Origin of the sequence: Flagellimonas olearia, from assembly GCF_004150225.1 — a bacterium.
Lineage (GTDB): Bacteria > Bacteroidota > Bacteroidia > Flavobacteriales > Flavobacteriaceae > Flagellimonas > Flagellimonas olearia.
In genome coordinates this window covers 1119809-1135474 of sequence record NZ_ML142907.1, presented here as the reverse complement: position 1 = coordinate 1135474, position 15666 = coordinate 1119809, and the positions used below count along the sequence as shown (strand labels likewise).

The following is a 15666-nucleotide window of genomic DNA, read 5'->3' as shown; positions in this document are numbered from 1 at the left end:
AAAGCGTCAAACGTAGCGTCTACGCTTTGGTATAATGGATAAGGGGCAGTTTGCGGAGAATATCTGCCGCTTGTTCCGCTGTAATATCGCGTTGGGGGTTGGCAAACATTTCATAGCCCACCATAAATTTCTTTACCGTGGCCGATCGCAACAAAGGGGGGTAAAAAGACATGTGGAAATGCCACTCGGGATGGTCTTTTCCGTCGGTTGGGGCTTGATTGATGCCAGCGGAATAGGGAAAACTGGTTTCAAAAAGATTGTCATAGAGAGTGGTCACCTCCTTGATGATCTGGGCAAAGGAGTTTCTTTGGGCCTCATCCAATTGGGATATGTGGGCCAAAGGTTCCAAAGGAACAATCATGATTTCATAAGGCCAGACTGCCCAATACGGTACCAAGGCAACAAAATGGTTGTTTTGAACAACGATGCGCTCCCCTGCTTCAATTTCTTGGGATATGTAGTCGGACAGTATGGTTTTTTGATGTTGTTCCCAATAGGAGGCAAAAGCATTGTTTTTTTTCAGGACTTCGGTGGGAATGGATTGCTGTGCCCATATCTGCCCATGTGGATGGGGATTGCTGCACCCCATGAGCTCACCCTTGTTTTCAAAGATCAGCACATGGTTGATGTCGGGAAGTTTTCCCAGTTCATCATATTCCTTTTGCCACAGTACGATGACTTTTTCAATATCTTCCACTTTCATCAGGGGTAAGGTAAGGGAATGGTCAGGTGAAAAACATACCACCTTACAAATACCACTTTCGCTCTTGGCTTGGGTCAACCCTTGGTTGAATACCTCATGGGGCACATCGGGCAACAAAGCGGCAAAATCATTGACAAAGGAATAGGGCTCGGTGTATTCTGGATTGGTGGCACCATTGGCCCTAACATTTCCCGGACACAGGTAACAAGAGGGGTCGTAAGTCTTTTGAGGTACAACAACGGCCTTTTCACTCTTGCCCTGCCATGGGCGTTTGGTCCGTTGTGGCGATACCAAGACCCATTCGTTGGTAAGAATGTTTAAGCGGTAATGGGGTTTTTCATAGAGCTGCATCGGAAAGTTTTCTGAGGGTTGTGCCATTGCTTGTACGTACTGGGAAGGCACCTAGGTCTATGCCAAACTCCCTTTTGTAGGCTTCCGAGATTTCTTTGATATAACTTTCCATGTGATCTCCGTGCACCAAATGGATGGTGCAGCCGCCAAATCCGCCGCCCACCATCCGGGCACCTGCTACATAATTTTGCTCTTTGGCGTAGTCTACCAAAAAGTTCAGTTCGGGACAGCTGATGTCGTAAAGGTCTCTGAGCCCCTCATGGCAGGCATACAATAAGCTGCCCAATTGCTCAATGTCTTTTGATTTTAAGGCCTCGGCAGCATCCACTACCCTTTGGTTTTCCTGGACAATGAATAAGGCCCTTTGGTATTGGATATCGGTCAACAAAGCTTTGCACGAACTCAATAGGTCCAAGTCAACATCCCGAAGGGATGTAATGCGGGGATGCTGTTTTTGTATTTGGGCAACGGCCTCAAAGCACTCATCCTGTCTAGAATTGTACTGTCCGTCCGAAAGCTGGTGCGATATATTGGTGTTCAACAGCAGCAACTCATACGGACCCATGGATGCAGGGACATACGTATGATGTAGGTTGGAGCAATCCAAAAAGATAAAGTGATCGGATTTTCCATAGACCGATGAAAATTGGTCCATGATACCGCACTTGGTGCCCACAAACTCATGCTCGGCCCGTCTGGAAAGGGTAATGATCTCCAATTTTGAAAGCCCTAGTTCAAATAAGGCATTGAGTCCGGAAGCAAGCCCACATTCCAAAGCGGCCGAAGAACTCAATCCCGATCCAATGGGAAGATCGCTCTCGATCTCGCAATCAAATCCTTTAAGGGAATGTCCAAGTTTTTGTATTCCCGCAATGACCCCCAATAGATAGTTTTCCCATTCAACAGAACTTTTTTCAACCTTTTGCAGATTAAGGCGTAAAGGCGTCCCATAGCCCTTGCTCTGGATGTGGCACATTTGGGCAGAACCATTTTTCTTGAGCCTGAAAGCAATTTTTCGGTCTATCGCAGCTGGAAGGACGTAGCCATTGTTGTAATCGGTATGGCCGCCAATCAAATTGATTCTGCCGGGAGAATCAACCGCTATTTCATTCAAGGTCTGGGCCATAATACTATCCATGGTGCAATGATACAAAATAAAAGTAAAAAAAACTTTTATTTTTTTGGCCCAATCGAAGAAAAATTGAATGCCATTGATGGAACAAAGTACTTATATTTAAAAAAGGTAAATGATTCATTTTGGTATATTTGGAAACATTTTATCAACCTATCCATACATATCTTGACCATTCATAAGTATAGACCCGAACAAAGTATTGCAATCGCTGTGGATTGTATCATATTTGGTTTTGATTCCAAAGATTTGAAGCTTTTGTTATTTCGGCGTAAAACAGACCCGCTTAAAGGGTCTTGGTCCTTGATAGGTGAACTGATAGATAATGATGTATCCTTGGACCAGAGTGCCAAAGACATACTATACAGGTTGTCTGGTCTCAAGAATGTTTTCCTGAAACAGCTCAGAACCTACGGTCTAGTGGATAGGGACCCCTTGGAGCGCGTGGTTTCCGTGGCCTATTATAGTTTGATTCGGATAGATGAGTTCAACCTTCAATCTCTGGAAAACCATGATGCCAAGTGGTTTGATTTTGACCAAATCCCGGAGTTGATCTTGGATCATGGCCAAATGGTGGATGATGCCATCAGAAGCCTGCGATCTAGTGCACGATACAATCCGTTGGGCTTTGAACTTCTTCCCGAATACTTTACGATCCAACAATTGCAAACGCTTTACGAAAGTATATACCGGACAGCTTTTGACCCGGGCAATTTCAGAAAAAAGATGCTTTCCCTTCATATTTTGGAAAGAACGGGCAAAAAGGACAAATCGGCTTCCAAGAAAGGAGCTTACCTATATCGTTTCAAAAAAGAAAATCTGAAACAGTTTCCAACCCAGACAGGGGATTTTGAAAGTATAAAAGAGGTGATAAAATTCTAAAAACCAATTCATTGAAACAATAAAAGTTTATTTTACATTTATTATTTCTATATTGGAACCCAAACATTCCCTTCGGAGATAATTTGAAATTATGGATTTTGCCAAACTGGATTTCATTGTTTTTATCGGATACTTGGTCATATTGGCCAGTATAGGTATTTGGATTTCGGTCAAGAATAGAAACCGGAACGAACAAGAATATTTTTTGGCGGGGAAATCCCTTCCATGGTGGGCCATTGGAGGGTCTTTGATTGCCTCCAACATTTCTGCGGAGCAATTTATAGGAATGTCCGGATCGGGCTATGTGGTGGGTATGGCGATTGCTTCCTATGAATTGATGGCGGCCCTGACCCTTATCATTGTGGCCAAGTTCTTCTTGCCTATTTTTTTGAAAAACAACATATACACCATGCCCCAGTTTTTGGAGCGACGTTTTGATAAGCGTGTCAAAAGTACCATGGCGGTGTTTTGGGTGTTGCTCTTTGTGTTCGTGAACATTACTTCGGTACTCTACTTGGGTAGTTTGGCCCTGAAGACCATATTGGATATCGATATGCTGTATGGGGTAATAGGGTTGGCACTGTTCGCGGCGACATTCTCCATTTTTGGGGGCTTAAAGGCTGTGGTATGGACGGATGTCATCCAAGTGGTCGTGTTGGTGTTTGGCGGACTGGTCTCCAGTATTTTGGTGCTTGAGGCCTTGGGAGGGGATTTTCTTAACGGCTTTATGACGTTGATCGAGAAGGCCCCGGAGAAATTCGATATGATTTTGGACAAAGGCCATCCCGAGTATAAAAACCTGCCAGGAATCAGTGTGTTGGTTGGCGGGTTATGGGTGGCGAACTTGTATTACTGGGGAACCAATCAATACATCATCCAGCGTTCTTTGGGAGCCAAGAACATCAAGGAAGCGCAGAAAGGAACCATTTTTGCCGCCTTCCTGAAGATTTTGTTGCCCATCATTGTGGTGGTGCCCGGTATAGCAGCCTATGTCTTGGGTGCCGATTTAGATCTACCTGATGAAGCTTATCCCTGGGTACTGAAAAATTATGTGGGAACAGGGCTAAAAGGGTTGGCGTTTGCCGCCTTGATTTCAGCCATTGGATCTTCCCTAAGTTCCATGGTCAACAGTGCCACCACCATTTTCACCTTGGACATCTACAAACCGTTGTTCAAGGAGGAGTCGAGCAAAAAACTCGTTTTCATCGGAAAGGCATTTGCGGGTCTGTCACTGCTCTTGGGGGTGATCGTTGCCCCGATGCTGGGTGGATTGGACCAAGCGTTTCAATACATACAGGAATATACCGGTTTTATCAGTCCCGGGGTAGTGGTGGTGTTCTTGTTTGGAATGTTTTGGAAGAAGGCCTCCGCCAATGGTGCTTTTTGGACCATAATGTTCTCCATACCTCTTTCCATTGTTATCAAGTATGCGTTTCCCGACTTCCCTTTCATGGATCGTATGGGGGTAAGCTTTTTGGTGCTTACAGCAGTATTGGTGATTATTTCATTGGTGGAAAATAAGGAAGGGGATAAAAAAGCGATTTCCATCAATCCGGAACTTTTTAAGACTTCAAGGGCCTTTAACATATCCACCTTCATCATTATCGGAATCCTTGCCTTCCTTTACGCCATCTGGTGGTAGCATTCAAAGATTGATCACAGCATCGGTAGAAAATTCTGGAACGCAGCATTATCGTTGGTTTTGTTCCAGACCGCAAAGAGATTGGTTTTTTGTTGGATGTTGTCCAATTCTATAAATCGGATGTTGTAGTTGTGCTCATCGCGCAATGAATTGGGCACAATGGAAACGCCCATGCCGTTTTCAACCAACATAAAGATGGTAGGGCCATGGATGGAACGGTGCGAAATCTGCGGAACAAACCCATGAAAGGCACACATATTCAAGATCTGTTGGTAGTAGAGGGGACTTTTTTCATTCGGAAAAAGGATGAAGCGCTCTTGGGCCAACTGGCCAAGGTTTTTAAAATTTTCTTGGGTAATGGGATGCTCGTTGGGCAATACCAAGGAAAAATTTTCTTCATAAACGGATTTGATGTTCATGTTGGGGGCAATCTGGTTGGACCGCATAAAACCAATGTCCAAATCCCCAGACTCAAGGGCTTCGAGTTGTTCCTCGTTGGTAAGTTCCTCAAGGTGGAGCTGTATGTGGGTATGACTGCGCCCAAATTCCTTTAATAAGGGAGGCAGATAGCATTGCATGGCGGAACCTACAAAGCCAATGTGTATTTTACCCTGATTTCCTTGGTGTTCGGATTGCCAACGGGCAATGGACTTTTTCAATTGGGCCTCCACCAACTGGGCTTCCCGCAAGAAAAGCTGCCCGGCCCTATTAAGCGCTACGCTTCGGTTGGTCCGATCAAACAAGGTGGTGCCCAGTATCGCCTCGAGCTGCTTAATTTGTTGACTTAACGCAGATTGCGAAATATGTAAGGTTTCTGCGGCTTTCCCAAAGTGTAAGGTTTCCGCCAAAGCCAGAAAACTACGCAGATGATGAAATTCCAATTGATTAGTTATTCTTATCATTTCATTAAAAATAAGAATTGTTTAGAATCAAAGGTACAGCTAATTTTGATATCCTGATTATTGATCATACGCTATGAAAACAACAGATACCAAAGGTTTGCAGCAAATTCTTAAAGCCCTGATGGACCCTTACAAGCAAAGGGTGCCCGATGTGGAAAAGATCACTTCCGCCATGGTGGAGAATGCCATGATAGGGAACACGGATGATATCGTTAACGACCATATCGCCTTTAGGACCTTGGGAGTGCCTCATTTGGGAATCGCTTCTTTTGAAAAAATCTTCTTGCATTATGGATACTCAAAACGGGACTACTACTATTTTGAGGGGAAAAAATTGAATGCCTATTGGTATGCGCCGCCCAGTCCTGATTTTCCAAGAATCTTTATCAGTGAATTAAGGGTGGATGACATGTCCGAAGAAGTCCAGGGCATCATCCATAAGTATGCAGGGAATCTTAAAGGAGACCCTGTGGATCAACTGGACTTGGATAATCCCCAAGAGGTGGGAGACTTCTTTTACAAACCCCTTTGGCAATTGCCTACCTTGCCCGATTTTAATGCACTGGCCAAGGAAAGCGAGTATGCCGCATGGGTCATCTATAACCGCTATTACCTGAACCATTACACCATTAGTGTTCACGATTTACCGGAGACATACAACACTATTGAAAAGTTCAATACATTTTTGGAATCCATCGGCATACAACTGAATTCCTCCGGGGGAAAGATCAAAACAAGTGCGGATGGATTATTGAAACAGAGTAGTTCCATAGCGCACATGATCGATGCGGAATTTGCGGATGGCGAGACCTCCAAAATCGCGGGGAGTTATGTGGAATTTGCGGAGCGGTTGCCGTTACCAGGCCATGTAAAGCAATCAGGACTGGTGGAGCGTGCCCAACGAAGGGATGGTTTTGAATCTGCCAATGCCGACAAGATTTTCGAAAGCACCTATAGCGAGCAGACCAAGACACTTAAATAAACTGTTTGGTTTAGAGCGATTTACCGCTAAAAAATACTCTGCTCATTATCAGTGGTATTTTAATAAAAGTTTTTTGTACTTTTATTCTGTACATAAAAAGGGTCGATGTGCGTTTTGCTCGACCCCTCAAAACAAAACAGATATGATTCGTACAAAGACCCTGGTCAGCGGCATTTTTATTCTTTGCTTTCTGGCCCTTTCCCAATTTGCGGATGCCCAAGAGAGTTCTTCGGATTTGAAGACCCAATGGGCCAGTCAGCTAAATGTTGATGAGCCTTTGCCGGAGTACCCACGGCCCCAGTTAAAAAGGGATAAATGGGAAAACCTCAATGGGCAATGGGATTATGGTATCACGAATCAGGCTGTAGAACGACCCACCACCTTCGATGGGAAGATCACGGTTCCCTTTGCGGTTGAATCCTCTTTATCTGGCGTCAAAAAAAGGGTAGGGGACGATGAAGTGGTCTGGTACCGTACAAAATTCCAAGTGCCGGCCTCATGGAAGAATCAAAATGTGGTATTGCACTTTGGAGCAGTGGATTGGGAAGCCACGGTATATGTGAACGGCAAGTTGGTGGGGATGCACCAAGGCGGGTATGATCCTTTTTCATTTGATGTCACCACTACCTTGAGCCGTTCAGGTTGGCAAGAACTGATGGTAAAAGTGTGGGACCCCTCCAGCGACGGCACCCAACCCAGGGGCAAGCAGGTGACAAAACCCAGCGGCATATGGTATACCCCGGTTACGGGAATTTGGCAAACCGTTTGGATGGAACCCGTACCCCAACAATCCATCCAAAATATAAAAATCACCCCCGATATTGATCAGGGCAGATTGATGGTCAAGACCGTGGGCAATGGACAACTCGGAGATGGGTATTCGGTACAGCTTACGGCGCTTGATGGAGGCACTACGGTAGCTTCGGCCAAAGGTTCCGTTGGACAAGATGTGGCGTTGAACATCAAGGACGCCAAACTATGGTCACCGGACAATCCATTTTTGTATGACCTAAAGGTCGCCTTGTTGCGCAATGGCAAAAAAGTGGACGAAGTGGAAAGCTATTTTGGCATGCGAAAGATTTCCGCAGTAAAGGATGCCAACGGCCACATGCGAATGGCCCTGAACAATCAAGTGCTTTTCCAATACGGCACCTTGGACCAAGGCTGGTGGCCCGATGGTCTGTACACGGCTCCTTCGGATGAAGCTTTGGCTTACGACATTAAGGTGACCAAAAAACTGGGGTTCAATACCATCAGAAAGCATGTGAAAGTAGAGCCGGCCAGGTGGTACTACCACTGTGACCGGTTGGGCATGTTGGTATGGCAGGATATGCCCAATGGCGATAAAAGTGCCGACTGGAGAGGGCCATCCGGCTATGATGGAAGGGAAATGGAGCGAAGCGCACAATCGGCCCATCAATATTATAAGGAATGGAAAGCGATCATGGACGCCAATCACAACAAACCCTCCATAGTCATGTGGGTGCCCTTCAATGAGGCTTGGGGGCAGTTCAATACGGTGGAGGTCATCAATTGGACCATGGATTATGACCCTTCCCGCTTGGTCAATGGACCCAGTGGAGGGAATTTCTTCGCGGCCGGCCATACGGTGGATGAGCACAGATACCCCGGACCCTCCATGCCTCAAAGAAATCTTCACGCCCCGGACATCATCAATGGAAGAATCCTTTTGTTAGGTGAATTTGGGGGATTGGGATTGCCATTGGAAGGACACTTGTGGCAAAAGGATAAAAACTGGGGGTACAGAAACCTTACCGGAAGAGACGAATTGCTGAGTTCATATAAAGACCTTTTGGCCAAAATCCCTACCTTGATCAAGGACGGACTTTCTGCGGCCATCTATACCCAGACCACGGATGTTGAAGGCGAGGTCAATGGTCTCATGACCTATGATAGGGCCATCATCAAAATGGATGTGGATGAAGTGCACAAAGCCAATTCAGCCTTGTACAAAAACTAAGGTCCATGAAAAGAATATTTCATTTAATAGTAGTTTCTTTACTCCTTTTTAGCTGCGTGAAACCTCAAGAAAAGACCATAAAACGGATAGACAAGAAAAATTTCGAGAAGATTGTAGATGGCAAGCCAGTTAGCCTTTATGTTCTTGAAAACGACCAAGGTACAGTGGCCGAGATCACCAATTACGGCGGCAAGGTCGTTTCCTTGTGGCTGCCCGATAAGTCTGGTAATTATGAGGACGTGGTACTTGGCCATGAAAATATCGAAGATTTCCTAAACGCCAAGGAGAAATATTTTGGTGCCCTTATTGGGCGTTACGGCAATCGGATCGCTCATGGAAAGTTCACCTTGGATGGCAAAGAGTATACTTTGGCCACCAATAACGGAGCCAATTCCCTTCATGGGGGAAACAAGGGTTTTGATGCCGTGGTATGGGATGCCGAACAGGTGGATGGACAGACCTTGGAACTGACCTATCTCTCCAAAGATGGGGAAGAAGGGTATCCGGGGAATCTATCGGTACGGGTGTTGTACCAATTGACGGATGCCAATGAACTCAAAATAGAATATTGGGCCACTACGGACCAAAGCACCGTGGTGAACCTTACCCACCATTCGTTCTTTAACCTGCATGGCGCGGGTAATGGTACGATCAATGACCATCTCCTTCAGATACATGCGGCGCATTATACGCCTGTGGATGCGGGATTGATCCCGACTGGGGAGATCGCAGCCGTGGAAGGTACTCCGTTCGATTTTCAGGAATCAAAGCCCATCGGGGCAGAATTGGAGGTCAAAAACCAACAGTTGGACTACGGTATGGGATATGATCATAATTTTGTGCTTGAGCAAAACGGCGAAGGCCTTAACTATGCGGCCAAGGTGGTAGAGCCTACTTCAGGAAGAGCCTTGGAAGTATATACCAATGAGCCCGGACTGCAGTTCTACGGAGGCAACTTTTTGGATGGTTCCATTGTGGGCAAGGAAGGCAAGGCCTATGAGTTTAGGACGGCATTTTGTTTGGAGACCCAACATTTTCCAGATAGTCCCAACCAACCTAATTTTCCATCCACCCGATTGGACCCGGGCGAGGAATATTATTCCATTTGCGTGTATAAATTCTCCGTGGAATAATACGCTCTATTCGGTTATCAAAAAGCTATAGTCACCTGCAGTAAGGGGAATTTCGTATGCCCCTTCTTGGGTCGGTTCCATGGATTCTCCGTTCATGGAAATGTGCTTCCCGTGCAGTACCACAGTGGCGGTGCTATTGGGTGGGATTGTGCAGGAATATGTTACCTGTCCCCCCTTTCTTTCCCATTGGGATACAATCAATCCATAACGACTTTGGAACTCCGCTTCAAAATCGGTGAGGCCCTCCACAAAGTTGGGTTTTAGGGTAAAGTCCTTGAATCCGGGTGAATCTTCATTGGGCAAAATGCCCCCGATTCCCTTGTAGAACCAAGCGCTGATGGCCCCGAACATGATATGGTTCCGGGAAAGGTCCGAAGACGCATCAATGTCCCAGTTTTCATAGAGGGTGGTGGCCCCGTTCTTGATCCACCATCCCCATGAGGGATAGGTTTCCTGCGAGGCGAGCATATAGGCCAGGTCTGCATGGCCATTTTGGCTCAAGGCCCCCAAAATGGTCTTTGTGCCCAACAGCCCCACATCAATATGATTGGTTTTTTTGACTTCCTTGGCCAGTTGGTCCGCCACTTTTTGTTTCAATGAGTCAGGGACAATGCCCCAATACAAGGGGGCACTCAGCTCAGTTTGAAAACCACTGCCGTACAGACCCGTTTCTGGATTTAAATATTTGGTATTGATGGCATTTTTGATGTTCTCGGCCAGCGTTGCATATTGTTGATAATCTTCTTCCTTGCCAAAATGTTGGGCCGTTTTGGCCAGGATGGTGGCATCCACATAATAGTAAATGGATGAGGTGAATTCCTTGGGCGTAACGGATTTTACGGGAACCCAATCCCCAAGGCCCCAATCTGTGAGTCCACCCTCATAACTCAACGAAGTGATATGGTCCACATACTTTTTCAAGGGTCCGTACATCTCGTGCAAAGCACGATCATCGCCATAAAACTGGTACAGCTCCCACGGGATGATGGCAATGGTACTGGTCCAATCCGGGCCGTTGCCCCAATCGTAGCCCCATCCGCCCCAAGTGGGAATAATGGAGGGAAGCACCCCGTTTTCCTGCTGTTCGTCCCGGTGGTCGTCCATCCATTTTTCATAGACGCCCAGGGCATCAAAATTATAGAGCCCCGTTTCTATGTTGATGTGCGCATCGCCCGTCCAACCGTTCTTTTCACGTTGCGGGCAGTCCGTGGGGTAGCCCACCAGATTGGATAGGTAACTGGCGTTGGTGGCTTCCCAGATTTTGTTGATGGTCTCGTTGGAGGTATGGATCTTCCCAATGGGTTTCACATCGCTATGGATAAAATGGGCCGTGATGTCCTCCAAGGACAGGTCAATGGGCCTGTTGCTTTGGACCTCCACATATTGAAAACCCTTGTAATTGAACCGTGGCCTGAACATTTCCTCATCGCCACCCTTAAGGGTGTAGATATCCGTTTGGAAAGGGTCCAAGCTGTCTTTTGGGCGGTAATGCACAATGATGTTGGAGAGGTCCAGATTGCCCAGACTGTCCAATTGTTCGGCGTGCGTCACCCTAATTTCCGTGCCTTTTTCCCCTTTCAGTGCCAGTTCGGTGACCCCGGAGATGTTTCGGCCCAAGTCGAAAATATAGCGTTGGTCGCTCCGTTTGTCCATGCTGGCGAAGGGCAGTTTTTTTCCGGTGATGGCAGGGAGGGATTGTGCCGTGATCTGCTCCGAGGGCGCTTTGGTCTCCAAGGCATTTTTCCATTGGGAATCGTCAAATCCTGAAATGTTCCAGCCCGGGAGTTCCAAACGGGCGTCGTAGTGTTCAGCCGTATAGATGCTGTTGAACACCACCGGGCCCAAGGCGGTCTTCCATGTGTCGTCCGTGCCCAATTCTTCGGTAGTGCCATCGGCGTACCACACTTGGAGGTCCATCAGAAAACGGGGCCGGTTGCGCCATCCCGCTTCGTGAAAGTTCCAGACCGCGGTGGATTGATGGTTGTACCACCCATTCCCCAACAACACCCCAATGGCCACTTCGCCTTCCTGAAAAAAGGAAGTGACATCATGGGTCACGTACAGGTTGCGACGGTCAAAACGGGTGTAGATGGGGTTCAACCAATGGTCGTCCACCTTTTGTCCGTTCAGGTACAGCTCGTACAGTCCGGCCGCAGTGATGTAGGCCCGGGCCTTCACCACTTTCTTTTCGGGTGTGAATTCCTTTCGAAAATAGGGGGCAGGTTTTAGCTCCATGTCCTCCACATCGGTGATCCAAATCCCTTTCCAGTCAGAAGTTGTCATCAGCCCTGTTTCAAAAGAGGAAACGGTGATATCGCTCTGGCGGCCATCGTCCGAAGTGATCTGCACGCCCCAATAGTATTTGGTATGCGCTTGGAGCGTTTTTCCGTCGTAGGTCAACAACATACTGTCCGATGCGCTGTGCTTTTCCCATAGACCGCCCTTGCCTTGGGCCACGGCTGCAGAATCCACATCCACATACATATAGAATTCCTGCTGATGTTTCACGGGCTGGTCCCCTGCGGCGATCCGCCATGAAAACCGGGGATGGTCAGTATCCAGTCCCAAAGGCTCTTCCATGTGCTCGGTGCGAAGGTCCGTCAAAGCAATGGGGTTCTTTTTTGGGGTACAATGGATAAGGATGGTGGCAGAAATCAGGGTAAGCAATGGCAATCTGAGCATGGTCGGGTTTTTGGTCTGTGCTAAAATTACGGGAACGGATCCGTAAAACGGCAGCTTGCCCGCTTTTTTCATAAAAACGAGGGTTTCTTAAAAAACCTGATTAATTTTGCAGCCTCGGAGGGATTTTCTGATGCATCCCTTTGTTAAAAATGATCTGCGGTATGATTGCGACAATATGTAGAAAGGCCCATTTCAATGCAGCGCACCGGCTCCACAATCCCAAATGGAGCCAAGAGAAGAACATTGCCATGTTTGGCAAATGCAACAGCCCCAACTATCACGGGCACAATTTTGACCTTGAGGTGCGGATCAGGGGAGAGGTGGACCCGGACACGGGCTTTGTGATGGACCTGGCCGTACTGGGCGAATTGATCCGGGCGGAAGTGGAGGAACGCTTTGACCATAAGAACCTGAACGAGGACTGCCCCGAGTTTGCGGACCTGCTGCCCACCACGGAGTATTTTGTGAAGGTGATCTACGATATTTTAAAGCCCAAACTGGCCCAAGGCCAATTGTTGCACATTACCCTGCACGAAACGCAAAAGAATTCTGCGGAATATGGGGATTGGTAACAATTTTTCCGATATTGCACCGCTTTTTAATGGGATATTAGCTCAGTTGGTTTAGAGCGCTGCCTTGACAGGGCAGAGGTCACTGGTTCGAATCCAGTATATCCCACTTTCTTTGGCCCCTTGGCCGTTACCGCCCGATGTTCTTCGGGTATTTTTTTACTCGTATTCCGCGATCTTGTCCCGTAATTTTAGGTTGTCCCGTACCAAACGCTCGTTGCGCAGTTGTAGGCGGTCCATTGCTTTTTGAAGGATCTGGAGGCTCTCTAACTGTAGGCCTATGATCTGTTCCAGGTCGGATTTGGTGTAGGTTTTGCTCATGATATATGTTTAGGTTCAAAAAATACTTTGAAATATTTATTTAAGGTCTTAAAAGCATCATAAATATATTTAAAATATTCTAATGAATATAATAAGACTTAAAATTAAGCTAAAAGCGTCTAGAGTTAAGTGGCTATTTTTGAGAGAAACACCGTCCCAAATATGGAAAAAGAAGTATTCAATCGTATCAAAGCAGTTTTGGCTGAAAAGGGAAAAACCAATAATTGGTTGGCTGAACAATTGGATATGAATAGAACCACTATTTCGAAGTGGTGCAGAAACGAAATGCAACCAAGGGTGGAAAATCTATTTCAGATAGCCGAGGTTTTGGATGTTAATGTGAGGGAGCTTCTGGTCTCGACCAAATAGTTTGGATAAAAGCGAATCCCATACATCGATTGGGGTGTATGGATGTGTTTTATATTTATATAAACAGGTTGGCAAACATATGACAGAAAATCTTGATGATATAATAGGGTTTGAGAATGAAAATACTGAATTGGATTTTAAAGCAATTCAATATCAAAAAGTCAAGTTTCAAGATTTATTGAAAGATTTAATGTCTATGGCTAATGCTAAATCCGATGATGATAAATATATAATAGTTGGAGTTAAGTTATTGGGAAATGGGAAAAGAGATATTTTAGGTATCACAGAAGATTTTATTGACGAGGCAACTTACCAACAACTAATCCATAACAATATTGAACCTGAACTAAACTTTTCTTACTTCTCTTATCAATTTCAAAATAAAACTCTCGGAGTATTCAAAATCTTTAATTCCAATGACCGACCATATATGATGAAAAAGGACTTTGGGAAATTAAAAATTGGAGAGGCATTTATTAGAAAAGGCTCGCATCAAACAAGATTAACAAGAAAAGATTTTGACTTTTACATTGAAGAGAAAATAACTGAAAAGAAGTTTACAGGTAAAATCCATACTTTTTTTGATAAATTAAATCAAAAGTCAATAGCACTCAATGTATTAAGTAATGGAGGTTATCCATCAGATAAAGCCGCTGAAAAAATCAAAAAAATACTTCTAGAAAAAAGGGAGAAATTAAAAAAAGCCGAAGGAATGTTTGTGTCGTTTTTAGACCAAGACATTCCAATGTTAGGCGGAACACCTTATAAAAATAGAAGTATTAAAACATTAGAAGAAGATTTGGAAAATGTAGCAGAAACTTATCGAGATGATGACCTACATTATCTTTTCGAGATAAAGGCTCATAAATTTAACTTTAGAATTTTAAATGACTATACAGAATATTTGGAAGACGCTTCAATTGAATTGAAAATTGAAAAAGAAGGATTATATATTGCTGACAAAATTTATTCTAAGCCAGATAATTCAAATAGTTTTTTGTATTTAAATTATACACCAAGCCCACCATCTTGGGAGGATATAAATTATCCGGAAGTAATGGAAAATGAAACGGAATATGTAATCTTTGAAAACTTGGGGGATTTAAAACATCAAATAAGTGAAAATGCTTTAAATGTGGATTTGAGGATAGCAATAGACCCAAAAATTATCCAAACTGAAAAAATAGTAAAAATTAAAATATTTGGGAAAAACTTGAGCAAACCTATCGAGGACCAATTAATAATAAAAATAGTTGAATAAATATGTTTGCCAACACCTTATAAAATTAATTGCTAGTGTAAGCTTATTTACGAAAATCCGCAAGGATTTTCAGTTTGGTGTGTACTTGCAAAGTTAAGTGCTAACCCACGCAACTACTCATAGCCGAGACGGTAGGCTTTATTTGAGAAAAATATGAACACCCCTAAATTTTTATTCCATTATTACGAACGTGACAATGGACCATTTAGAAATATCACGGAACATGGGTTGGAAAAAGCGGAAAGCATTCAAGGTCAAATATCCAAAGGGTTTAACAGTAAAAGGCCGGACAACTATATGGATCTGAGGTTTTCACTGGAGAAAAGAATTAAAAAACAATTTATCTCTAAAGGTGGAAAACCAAATAGGGACGACCCTTTCTATTTTACTTTAGGCGAATGTGATTGGGCAAAATCTTGGTATGAAAACCCTGGAGTGATAAAAATACCATTGACCGACTTTAGATCTGACCACATCAGTTTTACCTATCCAGACAGTATGGTTTCATTTCAATTTTATGACCAACCAAAACTGGCAACGTATAGAAAGAATTGTAATGGACAGGTTTTTTTGTTGAGTGAGATCAGTGATCTGATCAATGTGTATGGACTTCCGACAGAAGAAAAATCCCAAACCCACGAAAGTTTAAAATTCGATAAGTACATAGAAGCTCAAGTGTGGGATCATGAAATAATAAATGAATATAAAAAACAAAGTAAACCAAACCGATAACTGAAGGTTATACGGGAGTGTTGG

Annotated in this window: 14 protein-coding genes and 1 tRNA gene; 10 read left to right on the top strand and 5 right to left on the bottom strand. The window is 44.7% G+C overall.

Annotated elements, in window-relative coordinates; translation table 11 throughout:
* Window positions 1–19: 19 nt before the first annotated feature.
* Together DN53_RS05245 and galK are read right to left on the bottom strand one after the other, a co-directional pair.
* Window positions 20–1054, bottom strand: a complete 1035-nt coding sequence (locus DN53_RS05245; protein WP_129653306.1) for a UDP-glucose--hexose-1-phosphate uridylyltransferase — start codon at window positions 1052–1054, stop codon at window positions 20–22.
* Window positions 1041–2192, bottom strand: coding sequence for a galactokinase (gene galK, locus DN53_RS05240; RefSeq protein WP_242502065.1), 1152 nt, complete (start codon window positions 2190–2192; stop codon window positions 1041–1043). Before galK ends, DN53_RS05245 begins: the two co-directional genes overlap by 14 nt.
* 162 nt (window positions 2193–2354) lie before the next feature.
* On the opposite strand from galK, the gene DN53_RS05235 reads away from it, so the two are divergent.
* Both DN53_RS05235 and DN53_RS05230 read left to right on the top strand, forming a co-directional pair.
* Window positions 2355–3068: an NUDIX hydrolase gene (locus DN53_RS05235; protein ID WP_242502064.1), complete on the top strand. Its 714-nt coding sequence runs from the start codon at window positions 2355–2357 to the stop codon at window positions 3066–3068.
* 91 nt (window positions 3069–3159) lie between these two features.
* Window positions 3160–4710 (top strand): sodium/sugar symporter, encoded by a 1551-nt coding sequence (locus DN53_RS05230; protein ID WP_129653305.1) that lies wholly within the window; start codon window positions 3160–3162, stop codon window positions 4708–4710.
* A 14-nt stretch (window positions 4711–4724) separates the two neighbouring features.
* Here the strand turns inward: DN53_RS05230 and DN53_RS05225 are convergent, their stop codons facing one another.
* A complete protein-coding gene (locus DN53_RS05225; protein ID WP_129653304.1) occupies window positions 4725–5612 on the bottom strand; it encodes a LysR family transcriptional regulator in 888 nt (295 codons plus the stop codon).
* A 73-nt stretch (window positions 5613–5685) separates the two neighbouring features.
* On the opposite strand from DN53_RS05225, the gene DN53_RS05220 reads away from it, so the two are divergent.
* From DN53_RS05220 to DN53_RS05210, 3 genes are all read left to right on the top strand, one after another.
* The gene (locus DN53_RS05220) at window positions 5686–6594 is read left to right on the top strand and encodes a DUF1338 domain-containing protein (RefSeq protein WP_129653303.1); all 909 of its coding nucleotides are present in this window, start codon (window positions 5686–5688) and stop codon (window positions 6592–6594) included.
* Between the two features lie 142 nt (window positions 6595–6736).
* Complete coding sequence (locus DN53_RS05215) at window positions 6737–8575, top strand: glycoside hydrolase family 2 protein (RefSeq protein WP_207211081.1); 1839 nt, start codon at window positions 6737–6739, stop codon at window positions 8573–8575.
* 5 nt (window positions 8576–8580) lie between these two features.
* Window positions 8581–9708 carry an aldose epimerase family protein gene (locus DN53_RS05210; protein ID WP_129653302.1) on the top strand — a complete coding sequence of 376 codons (1128 nt, stop codon included), beginning with the start codon at window positions 8581–8583 and terminating at the stop codon, window positions 9706–9708.
* 6 nt (window positions 9709–9714) lie between these two features.
* On the opposite strand, the gene DN53_RS05205 is transcribed toward DN53_RS05210, so the two are convergent.
* Window positions 9715–12462: a glycoside hydrolase family 78 protein gene (locus tag DN53_RS05205; RefSeq protein WP_242502063.1), complete on the bottom strand. Its 2748-nt coding sequence runs from the start codon at window positions 12460–12462 to the stop codon at window positions 9715–9717.
* 89 nt (window positions 12463–12551) lie between these two features.
* Between DN53_RS05205 and DN53_RS05200 the strand changes: the two genes are divergently transcribed.
* Window positions 12552–12962 (top strand): 6-pyruvoyl trahydropterin synthase family protein, encoded by a 411-nt coding sequence (locus DN53_RS05200; RefSeq protein WP_116218652.1) that lies wholly within the window; start codon window positions 12552–12554, stop codon window positions 12960–12962.
* A 31-nt stretch (window positions 12963–12993) separates the two neighbouring features.
* A tRNA-Val gene (locus tag DN53_RS05195) sits at window positions 12994–13068 on the top strand.
* 50 nt (window positions 13069–13118) lie between these two features.
* Here the strand turns inward: DN53_RS05195 and DN53_RS17880 are convergent.
* Window positions 13119–13280: a hypothetical protein gene (locus DN53_RS17880; protein WP_161594437.1), complete on the bottom strand. Its 162-nt coding sequence runs from the start codon at window positions 13278–13280 to the stop codon at window positions 13119–13121.
* 162 nt (window positions 13281–13442) lie between these two features.
* On the opposite strand from DN53_RS17880, the gene DN53_RS05190 reads away from it, so the two are divergent.
* From DN53_RS05190 to DN53_RS05180, 3 genes are all read left to right on the top strand, one after another.
* Window positions 13443–13649 (top strand): helix-turn-helix transcriptional regulator, encoded by a 207-nt coding sequence (locus DN53_RS05190; protein WP_129653301.1) that lies wholly within the window; start codon window positions 13443–13445, stop codon window positions 13647–13649.
* A 1-nt stretch (window position 13650) separates the two neighbouring features.
* Entirely contained in the window at window positions 13651–14910 is a 1260-nt protein-coding gene (locus DN53_RS05185; protein WP_207211080.1) for an AlbA family DNA-binding domain-containing protein, read from the top strand.
* Window positions 14911–15063: 153 nt separating this feature from the next.
* Window positions 15064–15642, top strand: a complete 579-nt coding sequence (locus DN53_RS05180) for a hypothetical protein (protein ID WP_129653299.1) — start codon at window positions 15064–15066, stop codon at window positions 15640–15642.
* The last annotated feature ends 24 nt before the right edge of the window (window positions 15643–15666 follow it).

Excerpts from the sequence above, each read along its gene's own strand:
- DN53_RS05245 (WP_129653306.1), bottom strand. The coding sequence starts at position 1,054 with ATGCAGCTCTATGAAAAACCCCATTACCGCTTAAACATTCTTACCAAC.
- DN53_RS05230 (WP_129653305.1), top strand. The coding sequence starts at position 3,160 with ATGGATTTTGCCAAACTGGATTTCATTGTTTTTATCGGATACTTGGTC.
- DN53_RS05220 (WP_129653303.1), top strand. The coding sequence starts at position 5,686 with ATGAAAACAACAGATACCAAAGGTTTGCAGCAAATTCTTAAAGCCCTG.
- DN53_RS05205 (WP_242502063.1), bottom strand. The coding sequence starts at position 12,462 with ATGAAAAAAGCGGGCAAGCTGCCGTTTTACGGATCCGTTCCCGTAATT.
- DN53_RS05200 (WP_116218652.1), top strand. The coding sequence starts at position 12,552 with ATGATTGCGACAATATGTAGAAAGGCCCATTTCAATGCAGCGCACCGG.
- DN53_RS05210 (WP_129653302.1), top strand. The coding sequence starts at position 8,581 with ATGAAAAGAATATTTCATTTAATAGTAGTTTCTTTACTCCTTTTTAGC.
- DN53_RS17880 (WP_161594437.1), bottom strand. The coding sequence starts at position 13,280 with ATGAGCAAAACCTACACCAAATCCGACCTGGAACAGATCATAGGCCTA.
- galK (WP_242502065.1), bottom strand. The coding sequence starts at position 2,192 with ATGGATAGTATTATGGCCCAGACCTTGAATGAAATAGCGGTTGATTCT.
- DN53_RS05215 (WP_207211081.1), top strand. The coding sequence starts at position 6,737 with ATGATTCGTACAAAGACCCTGGTCAGCGGCATTTTTATTCTTTGCTTT.
- DN53_RS05225 (WP_129653304.1), bottom strand. The coding sequence starts at position 5,612 with ATGATAAGAATAACTAATCAATTGGAATTTCATCATCTGCGTAGTTTT.
- DN53_RS05180 (WP_129653299.1), top strand. The coding sequence starts at position 15,064 with ATGAACACCCCTAAATTTTTATTCCATTATTACGAACGTGACAATGGA.
- DN53_RS05190 (WP_129653301.1), top strand. The coding sequence starts at position 13,443 with ATGGAAAAAGAAGTATTCAATCGTATCAAAGCAGTTTTGGCTGAAAAG.